At 73.1% G+C, this 13,373-nt stretch carries 12 protein-coding genes and 4 riboswitches; of the genes, 4 read left to right on the forward strand and 8 right to left on the reverse strand.

Going from position 1 to position 13,373, the window contains the following annotated elements; all coding sequences use genetic code 11:
• Nucleotides 1-69 precede the first annotated feature (69 nt).
• Nucleotides 70-213: riboswitch (cobalamin riboswitch) on the reverse strand.
• A gap of 77 nt (nt 214-290) precedes the next feature.
• A riboswitch (cobalamin riboswitch) is annotated at nt 291-367 on the forward strand.
• Between the two features lie 208 nt (nt 368-575).
• On the forward strand, nt 576-1,952 hold the full coding sequence (locus A6F73_RS41940; protein ID WP_063352746.1) for a hypothetical protein: 1,377 nt from the start codon (nt 576-578) through the stop codon (nt 1,950-1,952).
• Nucleotides 1,953-2,352: 400 nt separating this feature from the next.
• Nucleotides 2,353-3,027, forward strand: coding sequence for an SMI1/KNR4 family protein (locus A6F73_RS34090; protein ID WP_063352225.1), 675 nt, complete (start codon nt 2,353-2,355; stop codon nt 3,025-3,027).
• A 136-nt stretch (nt 3,028-3,163) separates the two neighbouring features.
• Here A6F73_RS34090 and A6F73_RS34095 read toward each other — a convergent pair whose 3' ends face one another.
• From A6F73_RS34095 to A6F73_RS34105, 3 genes are all read right to left on the reverse strand, one after another.
• Nucleotides 3,164-3,643, reverse strand: a complete 480-nt coding sequence (locus A6F73_RS34095; protein ID WP_063352226.1) for a hypothetical protein — start codon at nt 3,641-3,643, stop codon at nt 3,164-3,166.
• Nucleotides 3,644-3,673: 30 nt separating this feature from the next.
• Entirely contained in the window at nt 3,674-4,747 is a 1,074-nt protein-coding gene (locus A6F73_RS34100; protein ID WP_208869241.1) for a peptidase, read from the reverse strand.
• A gap of 99 nt (nt 4,748-4,846) precedes the next feature.
• A riboswitch (cobalamin riboswitch) is annotated at nt 4,847-4,987 on the reverse strand.
• A gap of 95 nt (nt 4,988-5,082) precedes the next feature.
• Entirely contained in the window at nt 5,083-5,433 is a 351-nt protein-coding gene (locus tag A6F73_RS34105) for a helix-turn-helix domain-containing protein (RefSeq protein ID WP_063352227.1), read from the reverse strand.
• Between the two features lie 112 nt (nt 5,434-5,545).
• Here A6F73_RS34105 and A6F73_RS34110 point away from each other — a divergent pair, with 112 nt between their 5' ends.
• On the forward strand, nt 5,546-6,370 hold the full coding sequence (locus A6F73_RS34110) for a polysaccharide deacetylase family protein (protein WP_063352228.1): 825 nt from the start codon (nt 5,546-5,548) through the stop codon (nt 6,368-6,370).
• Nucleotides 6,367-7,293, forward strand: a complete 927-nt coding sequence (locus tag A6F73_RS34115; protein WP_063352229.1) for an NmrA family NAD(P)-binding protein — start codon at nt 6,367-6,369, stop codon at nt 7,291-7,293. Before A6F73_RS34110 ends, A6F73_RS34115 begins: the two co-directional genes overlap by 4 nt.
• Before the next feature lie 57 nt (nt 7,294-7,350).
• Here A6F73_RS34115 and A6F73_RS34120 read toward each other — a convergent pair whose 3' ends face one another.
• From A6F73_RS34120 to A6F73_RS34140, 5 genes are read right to left on the reverse strand one after another with little or no spacing between them, the layout of a single operon-like run.
• Nucleotides 7,351-8,127: an enoyl-CoA hydratase gene (locus A6F73_RS34120; RefSeq protein ID WP_063352230.1), complete on the reverse strand. Its 777-nt coding sequence runs from the start codon at nt 8,125-8,127 to the stop codon at nt 7,351-7,353.
• Complete coding sequence (gene mmsB / locus A6F73_RS34125) at nt 8,124-9,056, reverse strand: 3-hydroxyisobutyrate dehydrogenase (RefSeq protein ID WP_279634970.1); 933 nt, start codon at nt 9,054-9,056, stop codon at nt 8,124-8,126. Before mmsB ends, A6F73_RS34120 begins: the two co-directional genes overlap by 4 nt.
• Entirely contained in the window at nt 9,053-10,126 is a 1,074-nt protein-coding gene (locus tag A6F73_RS34130) for an enoyl-CoA hydratase/isomerase family protein (RefSeq protein WP_063352231.1), read from the reverse strand. Before A6F73_RS34130 ends, mmsB begins: the two co-directional genes overlap by 4 nt.
• Nucleotides 10,126-11,265: an acyl-CoA dehydrogenase family protein gene (locus A6F73_RS34135; RefSeq protein ID WP_063352232.1), complete on the reverse strand. Its 1,140-nt coding sequence runs from the start codon at nt 11,263-11,265 to the stop codon at nt 10,126-10,128. Before A6F73_RS34135 ends, A6F73_RS34130 begins: the two co-directional genes overlap by 1 nt.
• A gap of 7 nt (nt 11,266-11,272) precedes the next feature.
• Nucleotides 11,273-12,772, reverse strand: coding sequence for a CoA-acylating methylmalonate-semialdehyde dehydrogenase (locus A6F73_RS34140; RefSeq protein WP_063352233.1), 1,500 nt, complete (start codon nt 12,770-12,772; stop codon nt 11,273-11,275).
• A 216-nt stretch (nt 12,773-12,988) separates the two neighbouring features.
• Nucleotides 12,989-13,180: riboswitch (cobalamin riboswitch) on the reverse strand.
• Nucleotides 13,181-13,373: the final 193 nt, after the last annotated feature.

Here is a 13,373-nt window from a genome sequence, read left to right on the forward strand (position 1 = left end):
GGCGCAGCCGACGGCCTCCTGGGCAGGGACCGTCCGGACCGCGTCGTAGTCCGCGACGACGCAAGTGCTCTGTGAACAGGCCCCCGGTCCAGGCATTCCGGCTCACCCACCACAGGTGGGTCCACGGTTGCGGGTCAGCGCCGGAGTTGGACCGGCTTCCCCTGAATGCCGAGGGCAAAAAATCGGTTCATCAGACCACGGCGGTCGAACGGGAGTCAACGGGTCGTCATATCGATCACATCACCTCGTCGGCCGGTGCGCCGTGCGGTAGCGTCCGCGGTGGCCGAGCGGGGGAACCCGGTGCGAATCCGGGGCTGACGCGCAGCGGTGTGGGGTGGCCATCGTGCCGCCCTGAGCCCGAATGCCCGCCCGGCCACGCACCATGGCGAAAGCCGGCCCACGCGATCCGGGCGGCGACCGCTCCGGCAGTCGCGCGCCCTCCAACGGACGCCGGAACTCCGGGGCAGGGTCGGCGCCCGCCACCCCAAGGAGCCTGTCCCGTGTCCCTCCTCGCCCCCTCGCGGACCACCCCCTCTCGGACCACCCCCTCCCGCGCTGCCTCCGCCGCCTCCGCCATCACCGTCGCCCTGACGGCCGGCGCACTCCTGCTCTCCGCCGTCCCCGCCCACGCGACGGCCAGCCCGACCCAGATAGCCACCTCGAAGAGCACCGGCGTCACCTACCTGAAGTCGCTCCAGGCCGCCGACGGCAGCTACGTCACCGGCGGCGGGCTCTCCAACGAGTGGGCGTTCAGCGCACTCGCGGCCGCCGGCACGGCCGCCGCCGACGTCACCCCCGGCGGCGACCCCACCAAGAACGCCCGCCTGGTGTACCGCAACCAGCTCGCCGCCCCCGGCTGGCCGAGCACCTCGCCGGTCGTCACAGACTACGAGCGCGGCATCCTCAACGCCTACGCCGCCGGCATCGACCCCGCCCGGGTCGGCCCGGGCCGCAACCTCGTCGCCGACCTCGCCGCCTACTGGCAGACCGCCGAACCCGGCTACTACGGCCCGTCCGCCAACTTCAACGGCACCGTCTTCGGCCTCCTCGCCCTCGCTGGCGCCAAGACCCCGGCCGGCAGCCCCCGCGTCCCGCAGCCGCTGCTCGACGCCTCCGTCACGGCGGTGCGCGCCAACCAGCACAACGACGGCGGCTGGAACTTCAGCAAGGCCGCGGGCGACCCGAACGCCCTCGCCCAGGGCAGCGACATCGACATGACCGGCGCCGCCATGGCCTCGCTCTGCACCGGGGGCGTCCCCGCCACCGACCCGGCGATCGTCGCCGCCAAGAACTTCCTCAAGGGCAAGCTCACCGCCTCCGGCGCCTTCAACGCCATGTTCGGCGTCAACACCGACTCCAACGGCTGGGCCGTCTCCGGCCTCAACGCCTGCGGCATCAACCCCCAGGGCGCCGACTTCACCAGCGGCACCGGCAAGAGCCCCGTCGACTTCCTGATCGCCCAGCAGTTCAAGCCCGGCGGCGGCTTCAAGTACCTGCCCACCGACACCACCCCCTCCCCCTACGCCTCCGTCGACGGCCTGCGCGCCGTCGCCGGCGCCGGCTTCACCGCCACCCCGCCGGCCCCGACCACCGCCGGCGAGCCCGCCTGGGCCGCCGCCACCACCTTCGTCCCCGGCACCGCCGCCAAGCTCGCGCTGGTCATCGACGACGGCACCGGCGCGCTCAAGGTCTGCGCCGTCACCCTCACCCCGACCGGCACCACCGCGCCCCTCGGCGACGTCCTCGACTCCGCCGCATCCGCGACCCCCGCCGGCTGCGTCACCGCCGTCACCCCGTCCTCCGGCACCGGCGCCGTCACCGCGATCAACGGCACCGCCAACAGCGGCTCCTCCACCTGGAAGGTCACCCTGGACGGCACCACCGCCACTACCGCCACCCGGGCCACCACCGTCCACCTCGGCGACACCGTCTCGCTCCGCTACGGCAACTGATCCGAAGGTCCCGGTCGTCCTGGACGCCGGGGACGAGCGTGGACGGCGCGGCGATGTTCCACAACGTTCCCAGCCTGCCCCACTGCTGAACCACCCGATGTCCCACAGCGGCCCCGCACACCGACTCCGGTGCGCGGGGCCGCTCGCACGTCCCGGCGCCCCTGCCGGTCAGGGCAATTCTCCTCAAGTCCCCTACCTCTTATCCGAGTTCAGGATCACGCAACAGCCGAACCGCCGTCCCGGAAACGCTCGGACGAGTGATCATCCAGTCCGCCCGTTCGAACCGTCGAGATCGAGCGGGCCCTGCCAGCCGACGGTTTTCCGGTCGGGTCAGTGGTCCGTCGGAGCCGTCGCCTAAAGTGCAGCTTCTGACGACGGGCGGCCGGAGAGGGGTCAGGTAATGACCGAGGCATGGGACCGACTGCGGGCGATCATGGGCGAGCCGGTGTACACCCCGGCGCGGGTGCCGTGGGAGCTGGCACCGGCCGAGCTAGGGGTCCAACTGCCGTCGGACTACCGGGCGTTCGTCGACCTGTACGGTGCGGTGAACCTGAACGGCGAGTGGGGTGTGCGGTCGCCGACGGAGCGCTCCCACGGAGCCGGTTCGCCGGGCGGCCTGGCGGGGTGGCGTTTCGAGACCGACACCGAGTTCCGGGGGCAGGTCGAGGGCGAGGACGAGTTCTGGGACCAGGAGCGCACCCCTGTGTTCCCGGACCCGGGCGGGCTGCTGCCCTGGGGCATGAACAGCAACCACAACTACTGCTGCTGGCTGACCGACGGCCCGGACCCGGAGCAGTGGCCGGTGGCCGTCTTCTGCGACTTCGGTGGCGTCGACGACGGTGCGCTCGACCGTTTCGACGGCGGCTTCGCGGAGTTCGTGGCGACCGTACTCACCGGCGGCTACGCCCATGAGGACGAGTTGCTGGTGCGCCCGGACCCGGAGGAGTGGGGACCTCAACCGGCCCGGCCGCTCTGGACACCCGCCTACGACTGGACCGGCAAGGACTGGGGCGCGGAGTGGGGCATCACCTGGTACCGGCCCACCGGGTCGACGGAAATGCCCTGGACCAGGTAGCGGTGATCCGCCGACCTGGCATTCGCCCCTTCGCTCGCCCAGCGGCGCCGAACGTCCCGCGCCGTCTGAACCCTGCACCGCCGGTGCCCCGGCCCCCCCTTCCGGAGGGGCCGGGGCACCGGGGTGCCGCCGGGGGTCAGGGTGCGGTGACGCCCGGCTGGGCGCCGGCGCCGAAGGACCAGCCCTCGACGTCGCCGGGTGCCGGGTTGTAGCTGCCCGCGCCGAGGTTGCTGTACGACCAGGGGCCGCCGTGCTGGGCGTGCCAGTACGACCAGTAGGCGCTGCCGGTGGGGTTGGTGCAGGTCGTCGGCAGGGCGTTGATGGTGCAGACGAAGCCCGGGTAGCGCGGGTGGAAGGTGTACGCGAACCCGGCGCCGGTCAGCGCGGCCAGGCCGCTGGCCGGGTCGCCGGGTGCGCAGCCGGTCTGGATACCGCCGCCGACGGCGGTGAAGTCGACCACAACGGTGACGCCGGTGGTGCCGTCGCAGGCGGCGGCCTGCGCCTGCGGGGCTTGGACGGCGGAGGCGCCGAGCAGGCCGGTGGTGAGGGCAGCGGCGGCGGCGATCGAGCCGAGGGTGCGGCGGGCCGGGCGCGCGGGCGCCAGGGTGTCGGTCATCGGAGCTCTCCTCTCGGGGTCAGCGGGTGGTCAGTGGGTGGTCGCCGGGCAGGCCGGCACGGGCGCGTCCGGGCGGGCACCGGTGGCGGAGAGGGTGGCCAGCGGGGTGCCGGCCAGGCCGAGGACGGCCTGCGCGGTGGCCCGGGCGCCGGTGGCCGGGTTGAAGCCGGTCGCGTCGTAGGCGACCGCCCCGCGCACGCCCGGGTCCGTGGCGCAGCCCTGCTGGAGCTTGACCAGGCTGCTCCAGCCCTTGAGGCCGGCCCCGAAGCGTCCGCCGGCGAGCAGTGCCTGCGTGGCGAGGCCGGTGGTGTTGGCGTTGGACGCGGCGGCCCCGACGGCCGCGAAGCCGCCGTCGGCGTTCTGGTGGGCGGTCAGCCAGCCGAGCCCGGCGTTGGCCTTGGCGGTGCGGCCGGTCGCGGCGAGGGCCTGGGCGGCGAGCGCGGTGGCGTCCGGGTCGCTGGCGCAGGTGGCCTGGCCGAAGGAGACCGGGTAACCGCCGTCCGCGCACTGGCTGTCGGCGAGGAAGTCGACGGCGGCCGCCGGGGCGCCGCCGGCCGTGCGGTGCAGGGCGATCAGGGCCAGGGACTGGCCGAAGGCGTTGCTGTAGTCGCCCCACTGCGAGCGGTCGGAGAACCGGCCGTCGGCGGTCTGGAGGGAGCGCAGCCGGGCGGGCAGGTCGACGCCGCCGAAGGCCGTCGGGTTCCCGCCGCGCACCTCGACGGCGAGCAGCAGCTTGGCGGTCGCGCCCGCGTAGGCCTCGGTGGTGCCGTCGCCGAGGTAGCCGGTGATGATCTCGGGCTTGGCCAGCCAGGCGGTGGCCTTCGCGGCGGCCTGGTCGGAGCTGTGCGAGGCGGCGAAGGCCAGCACGGCGTCGATGGTCAGGCCCTGGTCGGGGTAGGCGGTGCCGTTGAAGACGGACTCGAAGTGGTCGCCGTCGACGAGCTGGCGGGCCAGCCAGCCGCCGGCGGCGGCGTCGGGGCGGATCATCGAGGACGAGGTCGCGCCAGCAGGCGCGGCCTGGGCGGCAGCGGCCGCCGGGAGGACGGTGGCGAGGGCGAGCGCGGGTATCGCGAAGAGGCGCAGGGGGCGTCGGACCAGGGACACGGTGGGCCTTTCCGGGCCCGCACGCAGGGGCCCGGAGGACATCGGCCACAGCCGGGGCAGCCCTCGGAGCTCCGGCCCGCAGACCACGACGGGAGGAGGGGACGACACACCTCCGCCGCCGGGTACTCGGGCTCGCCACCGGCGTGGAGTCGGCGGCCTACCGTTGCGGGTCAGCGCCGGATTCGAACCGGACTTCCCCCAGCGGCGGAGTCACAACTTGACGGCCCATCATGGCGATACGGAAAAGATCCGGTCAAGGGTTCGTGCGTCACATCACGGTGGTCCGCACCCGGCTTCGCGACGCGCTCCTCCCGGCCGAGACACCGTCAGTGCGCTCAGTCCGCTCGGGACTCCTGGAATTCCACCACGGCCGCGCCGTGCTCGTGAGCCCACTGAGTCAGCACGGCGATCGGCTTCACCAGCGTCCGGCCCAGGTCCGTCAGCACGTACTCGACCTTCCCGGACTCGGCGTGGCGGTCGACCAGGCCGTACCCCTGCAGGCGGCGCAGCGTCTGGGTCAGCACCTTCCGCGAGATCCCGCCGATCAGGTCGACCAGCTCGCCGTGTCTGCACGGTTCCCGGCTCAACGCGAACAGCACGGCCACCGCCCACTTGTCGGCGATGATCTCGATCGCCAGCCGAGCCGGGCAGTCGGCGAGGAAGACACTGCCGGAGTACTCACGCATGACCCGACGGTAGCCCGCCGCCGGGAACCCGGAGGTACCTACCGCCTCACTAGCGTCCACTGCGGAAGCCATCGAGCCATCGAGCCATCGGTCAGGGGAGCAGGGGAGCCGTATGAGGGCAGAGACCGAATGGCCGGGCGGGCGGAAGGTCGTCGCACTGGTCACCGTCGCGCTGGAGCTGTGGTCACCAGGGCACTGGCCCGCCTACGCGCCGATGGCCGCGGCGTGGCCGCTGTCCGGCATCGACGACACGCACAGCACCTCCTGGGCGGACTACGGCGTCACCACCGGCATCTGGCGGCTGCTCGACGTCCTGGGTGACCTGCCCGCCACCGTCGGCGTCAGTGGACTGGTGGCCGAGCGGCACCCCGAGACCGTCGAGGCCGTGCACGAGGCGGGTCACGAGATCGCCGCACACTCCTGGGCCCAGGACGTGGTGCCCGCGCTGCTCGACGTCGATGCCGAGCGGGCCAACGTCCTTCGCTGCACCGACATCCTTCGCCGGGTCACCGGTGTTCGCCCGACGGGGTGGATGAGCCCGCGCGCCACCGGTTCGCGGCACACGGTCGACCTGCTCGCCGAGGCCGGCTACCGCTGGACCGGGGACCACGGCGACCACGACCTCCCGCAGGTCCTGTCCACCGTTCACGGTCCTCTGGTCTCCCTCATGCACAGCGACCACTCCGACGTCCGCGACGCCGCGGCCGGCCCGTACGCCTACCGCGACCTTCACCGTGAGCTGCTGAACCAGCTGCTCGCCGCCCCCGGCCCGGGCGTCTTCCACCTGACCGTCCACGCCCACGTCGGAGGCCGACCGCTCCTCGCGGGCATGGTCGGCCAGGTCCTCGATCACATCCGCGAGTCCGGCGACGTCTGGGTCGCCACCCACGCCCAGCTGGCCGAACACGTCCTGACACACCAGGGAGGAACGCCATGACCCACGTCCTCGTCGTCGGCGGCACCGGAGCCATGGGCAGCCACGTGGTCCGCCACCTGCTGGCCACCACCGACGCCACCGTCACCGTCCCCACCCGCCACCCGGAGTCCGCCCGCGCCACCGGACTCGCCGCCACCGCGCCGGACCGCGTGCGACTGGTCCGCTCCGACCCGGCGGCGCTCGAGGTCCTGATCGGGCAGGCGGACCACGTGTTCGCCAACACCGACTTCTTCGCGACGGGCAGCGCGGTGGGTGAGTACCGGCAGGGGCTGCACTTGCTGGCCGCCGCCGAGCGGGCCGGCGTGGAGCGCTTCATCTGGTCCTCGTTGGACAGCGCGGTGTCCCTGACCGGCCACCCCGTCCCGCATTTCGACAGCAAGGCCGCCGTCGCCGCCCACATCGGCCTGATGCGGTCGGAGGAGATGCTCCGCAAGGAGACCGACGGCTGGTACACGGACCACGTCTCGGTGCTGACCACGGCGCCGTACTTCGAGAACCTGCGGGACCGACTCGCCCCCCGGCCGGACGGCAGGGGCGGCCTGGTCTTCAGGCTCCCCCTCGGCGCCGCCCACTACCCGCTCGTCGCCCTCGACGACATCGCCTGGTTCGCCTGCCACATGTTCGACAACTGGCAGTCCTGGGGCGCCCGCGACCTCGCGGTGATCGGCGACAGCCTCACCGGCGACGAGATCGCCGCCACCTTCGCCCAGGTCACGGGCACCCCCAGCACCTACCTCCCGATGCCGCACGACGACCTGCGCACCGCCGTCCCCGGCTTCAGCCACGACTACGCGGCGATGTTCCGGTTCTTCGCCGACCGTGACCTCTACGCCCGAGACCGGGACATCGGCCTCCTGCGCCGCCTGCACCCCGACGTGATGACCTTCGAGGACTGGCTGCACCACACCGGATGGACGGGATGACCAGGACCTTCCCGGTGCGCCACCCCCCGGGCGAGGGGCGGCGCACCGGGCGGGCTGTCAGCGGTTGAGGAACTCCGGCGGGCGCTTCTCGGCGAAGGCCGCCATGCCCTCCTTCTGGTCCGTCGTGGCGAACGTGGCGTGGAACAGGCGCCGTTCGAAGCGCACGCCCTCGGCGAGCGTGGTCTCGTACGAGCGGTTGACGCTCTCCTTGAGCATGACCGCAGCCGGGGTGGACATCGCCGCGACGGTCTCGGCCACCGTCAGGGCCTCGGCCAGCAGCTGGTCCGCCGGGACGATCCGGGAGACCAGGCCGGCCCGCTCGGCCTCCTCGGCGCCCATCATCCGGCCGGTCAGGCACAGTTCCATCGCCTTCGCCTTGCCGACCGCCCGGGTCAGCCGCTGCGAGCCGCCGATGCCGGGGATGACACCGAGCTTGATCTCCGGCTGCCCGAACTTCGCGGTGTCCGCCGCCAGCAGGACGTCGCACAGCATCGCCAACTCGCAGCCGCCGCCCAGCGCGTAGCCCGCCACCGCCGCCACCACGGGCTTGCGCAGCGCGGCGAAGCGGTCCCAGGCGGCGAACCAGTCGCCGAGGTAGGCGTCGACGAAGTCGAGGGACTGCATCTCCTTGATGTCGGCGCCGGCCGCGAACGCCTTCTCCGAGCCGGTGATGACCAGGCAGCCGATCTCCGGGTCACGGTCGAACTCCGTTGCCGCCTGCACGACTTCGTTCATCAGGAGGGTGTTGAGCGCGTTGAGCGCCTTGGGCCGGTCTAGCGTGATCAGCCCCACCCGGCCCTTGCGCTCGACCAGGATCGTCTCGTAGCCGGTCACTTGCCGTCCTCCCTCAGGGTGGTGATGATCGCCGAGAAGTCCAGGCCGGCGCCGCCGTCGGCCTGCGCGAAGTCCGCGTACAGCTGTGCCGCCCTGCGTCCGAGTTCGGTGGGCAGGCCGGCGGCGTCGGCGGCCCCGGCGGCGAGTCCGAGGTCCTTGGCCATCAGGGCGGCGGCGAACCCGGCCGCGTAGTCGCGGTTGGCCGGGCTGGCCGGCACCGGCCCGGGGACGGGGCAGTTGGTGGTGAGCGCCCAGCACTGGCCGGAGGCGGTCGAGGCGACGTCGTAGAGCGCCTGGTGGCTGAGCCCGAGGCTCTCCCCGAGCACGAAGGCCTCGCTGACCGCGATCATCGAGATGCCCAGGATCATGTTGTTGCAGATCTTCGCGGCCTGCCCCGCACCGGGGGGTCCGCAGTGCACGACCTTGCGGCCCATCGCCTCCAGCACCGGTCGGGCCGCCTCGAAGTCCGGCTCGGCGGCTCCGACCATGAAGGTGAGGCTCGCGGCCGTGGCGCCGACCACCCCGCCGGAGACCGGCGCGTCCACGGCCCGGTGCCCGGCGTGCACGGCGAGGTCGTGCGCCGCCCGGGCGTCCGCGACGTCGATCGTGGAGCAGTCGACGAAGAGCGTTCCCGGGCGGGCGGCGGGCAGCAGGTCCGCGTAGGCGGCCAGCACGTGCCGGCCGGCCGGCAGCATGCTGATGACGACGTCGGCCTCCCGCACCGCCTCGGTCGCGGACCGCGCCGGACGGACGCCGCTCTCCGTCCGGGACGCCCGCCGCAGCGCCTCGGGCGCCAGGTCGTAGCCGGTCACGGTGTGTCCGGCCGTGGCGAGGTTGGCGGCCATCGGGCCGCCCATGTTGCCGAGTCCGATGAATCCGATGACTCCGTTGAATCCGTTGAATCCGTTGAATCCGTTGCGGTGGGTCACCAGCGCTCCAGGGGTGTGGTGGGGGCCAGACCGAGTTCCCGGTCGCCGAGCGGGGCGAAGTAGCGGGCCACCGTGGCGGGCCCGACGGCGCTCAGCGTCGACGGGTTCCACCGCGGGGAACGGTCCTTGTCGATCACCTGGGCGCGGATCCCCTCGGCCAGGTCCGGCGTGGAGAGCGCCGCGCAGGAGGTCCGGTACTCCTGGTCGAGGACGGCCTCCAGCGGGCCGAGGGTGCGGGCCCGGCGCAGGGCGGCGAGGGTGGCCTTCACGGCGGCGGGCGAGTTGGCGGCGATCCGGTCCGCGGCCTCCTTGGCCTCCGGTTCGCCACTGTCCCGCAGGCGGTCGAGGATCTCCTCCACGGTGTCGGCCCCGTAGCAGTGGTCGATCCAGGCCCGCCGGCCGTCCAGCACGCCGGCCGGTGCGGGCCCGACGTTCCGTTCGAGGGCGTCGTGCACGGGGAGTTCGGCCAGGTCGTCCAGCAGCGCGGGCAGCCGCTCGGCCGGGACGAAGTGGTCGGCGAGGCCGCAGAGCAGCGCGTCACCGGCGCCTACGGAGCCCGCGGTCAGGGCCAGGTGGGTACCCAGCTCGCCCGGTGCGAGGGCGAGCAGGTAGGTGCCGCCCACGTCGGGGACGAAGCCGATGCCGGCCTCGGGCATGGCGACGCGGGTGGTCCCGGTGACGATCCGGACGCTGCCGTGGGCGGAGACCCCGACCCCGCCGCCCATCACGATGCCGCTCATGAGCGCGACGTAGGGCTTGGGGTAGCGGGCGATGCGGGCGTTGAGGCGGTACTCGTCGCGCCAGAACTCCTCCACCGCGCCCGGGTCCGCGCCGGTGGCGGCGCGGTGGATGGCGACGATGTCGCCGCCGGCGCAGAAGGCCCGCTCACCGGCGCCGGTGATGACCACGGTGTCGACCCGCTCGTCCTCCTCCCACGCGTCCAGCGCGTCGGAGATCCTTCGCACCATGCCGTGGGTGAGGGCGTTCAGGGCCGCGGGGCGGTTGAGGACGATCAGGCCGGCCCGGCCCTCGCGGTGGACCAGGACCTCGTCGAGGTCGTTCCCGGCCATCACGCGGCCCCGGTCAGGCCGCGGGCGACGATGACGCGCATGATCTCGTTGGTTCCTTCCAGGATCTGGTGCACCCGCAGGTCGCGGACGATCTTCTCGATGCCGTACTCGGCCAGGTAGCCGTAGCCGCCGTGCAGTTGGAGCGCCTGGTTGGCGACCTCGAAGCCGGTGTCGGTGGCGTGCCGCTTGGCCATCGCGCACAGCTCCGGCGCTCTGGGGTCCCCCCGGTCCAGGGCCGAGGCGGCCCGCCAGAGCAGCGACCTGGCCGCCTCCAGCTCCGTGGCCATGTCGGCGAGCCGGAACTGCAGCGCCTGGGCGTGCAGGAGCCGGGCGCCGAACGCCTCGCGGTCCGCCAGGTAGCGGGTGGCCCGCTCCAGGGCGTCCTGCGCTCCGCCGAGGGAGCAGGCGGCGATGCCGAGCCGGCCTCCGTTCAGCCCGTTCATGGCGATCCGGAAGCCCTCGCCCTCGACTCCGAGGAGGCGGTCGGCCGGGAGCCGGACGCCGTCCAGCCGCACCTGGCGGGTGGGCTGGGCGTTCCAGCCCATCTTCTTCTCGTCGGGCCCGAACGAGACGCCGGCGTCGTCGCGTTCGACGACGAACGCGGACACCCCGCCGGCCCCCGGTCCGCCGGTGCGGGCCATCACCAGGTAGACCTGGGAGACGCCCGCGCCCGAGATGAACTGCTTGACGCCGTCGAGGACCCAGTGGTCCCCGTCCCGGCGGGCTCGGGTGGTCAGTGCCGCCGCGTCCGAGCCCGCGCCGGGCTCGGTGAGGCAGTAGCTGGCGGGGGTCGCCATGGCGCTGAGGCCCGGCAGCCACCGGGCGCGCTGGGCGTCGTCGCCGTAGCGGTCGATCATCCAGGCGACCATGTTGTGGATGGACAGGTAGGCCGCGATGGACGGGCAGCCGGTGGCCAGCGCCTCGAACACGAGCACGCCGTCGGCGCGGGTGAGTCCGGAGCCGCCGGACTCCTCGCGGACGTAGACACCGGCCAGGCCGACGTCCGCCGCCTTGCGCAGCACGTCCACCGGGAAGTGCTTGGCCTGGTCCCACGCGACCGCGTTCGGCGCCAGGTGTTCGCGGGCGAAGGCCCGGGTGGTCGCCGCGATGGCGAGCTGGTCCTCTGTGAGGTCGTGCACGGCGCCCTCAGCCCATCGTCGGGATGGTGAAGCTCGCGCCCTCCTTGACCCCGGAGGGCCAGCGCGAGGTGACGGTCCGGGTGCGGGTGTAGAAGCGGATCGAGTCCGGCCCGTGCTGGTTGAGGTCGCCGAACCCGGAGCGCTTCCAGCCGCCGAAGGTGTGGTACGCGACCGGCACGGGGATCGGCACGTTGACGCCGACCATGCCGGTGTTCACCCGGCGGGCGAAGTCCCGCGCCGTGTCGCCGTCCCGGGTGTAGATGGCCACGCCGTTGCCGAACTCGTGCTCGCCGGGCAGGCGCAGCGCCTCCTCGTAGTCGGCGGCGCGGAGCACGGTCAGGACGGGGCCGAAGATCTCCTCCCGGTAGATCCGCATGTCCGGCGTGACGCGGTCGAACAGCGAGGCGCCGAGGAAGTAGCCGCCCTCGTGCCCCTCCAGCCGGAAGTCCCGCCCGTCGACGACGAGTTCGGCGCCCTCCTCGACCCCGAGGTCCAGGTAGCCGCGGACCCGCTCCAGCGCGTCGGCGCCGACCAGCGGGCCGAAGTCCGCCGCCGGGTCGTCCGAGCGCCCGACCTTCAACGCGGCGATCCGCTCGACCAGTTTGGCCACCAGGGCGTCGGCCGTCTCCTCCCCCACCGGGACGGCCACCGAGATCGCCATGCAGCGCTCGCCGGCCGAGCCGTAGCCGGCGCCGATCAGCGCGTCCGCGGCCTGGTCGAGGTCGGCGTCCGGCATCACGACCAGGTGGTTCTTGGCGCCGCCGAAGCACTGCGCCCGCTTCCCGTGCGCGGCCGCGGTGGCGTACACGTACTGGGCGATCGGCGTGGAGCCGACGAACCCGACCGCCTGCACCCGCGGGTCCTCCAGCAGGGTGTCGACGGCCTCCTTGCCGCCGTTGACCACGTTCAGCACGCCCGGCGGCAGCCCGGCCTCCAGGAACAGCTCGGCGAGGCGCAGCGGCACCGAGGGGTCGCGCTCCGAGGGCTTGAGGACGAAGGCGTTGCCGCAGGCGATGGCGGGTGCGGCCTTCCAGAGCGGGATCATCGCGGGGAAGTTGAACGGCGTGATGCCCGCGACCACGCCGAGCGGCTGGCGCATCGAGTACACGTCGATGCCGGTGCCCGCGTTGTCGCTGAACTCGCCCTTCAGCAGGTGCGGGATGCCGGCGGCGAACTCCACGACCTCCAGGCCGCGTTGGATGTCCCCGTGGGCGTCGGCCACGGTCTTGCCGTGCTCGGCGGACAGCAGCCGGGCCAGTTCCTCCTTCTCCTGCTCGACGAGCTGGAGGAAGCGCAGCAGGACGCGGGCGCGCCGCTGCGGGTTCCACGCGGCCCATGCGGGCTGGGCCTGCGCGGCGTCGGCGATCACCGCCTCGACCTCGGCCCGGCTCGCCAGCGGCACCCGGGCCTGCACCCGGCCGGTGTTGGGGTCGTACACGTCGCCGAAGCGACCGGAGGTGCCGGCGGTGGGCTTGCCGGCGACGAAGTGGGTCAGTTCTCGGACCATCGGGTTCCTTCTCTCGACAGGGGTGGGGAGAGGAGGAGGATCGGAGGCCGCCGCCGGTCGGCGGGCGCACGGTGGTGCGCCCCGCGACACGGGCGTGCGGCGGCGGAACGGAACGTCAGGGCGTCGGGGCCCCGGCGGCCGTGGGCACGGGACGACCAGGAGCGGCAGTGGAGCGGGAGCAGCCCGGAGTCATGCGTGTCGTCTCCATCCTCGTGGAAAACACGGAACACCCGCGGCCGGTATCCTGACTCCCGGATCACCGCACGCCCCCAGGCCTTCCCGGCTGGCTGCCAGTGGCCTTCGTCTGCGAGGACGAACTCCCCGGTCACAGTGGCGGGACCGTGCCGGACTCACACCGGCTTCCCTGACACCGCGGACCTGCCGTCGACCATATAGTTGGACGTCCTAGTAAGTCCAGAGGCCCGCACGCGCGTTGCGCCATCGACTTTCCACCGCGCCGAGCGGCACGTGACCGGACGGTGTCCGCAAATCAGGCGCCCGGCAGCGCGGGGCCGCGAGCCCGTAAAGTTAGCTGAGGCACACCTAAGCAACACAGGCCGGGCCCATCTTCGCCATACCGGCGCGGGCGGGCCTCGGCCGC

Source organism: Streptomyces sp. MJM8645, from assembly GCF_001625365.1.
GTDB lineage: Bacteria > Actinomycetota > Actinomycetes > Streptomycetales > Streptomycetaceae > Kitasatospora.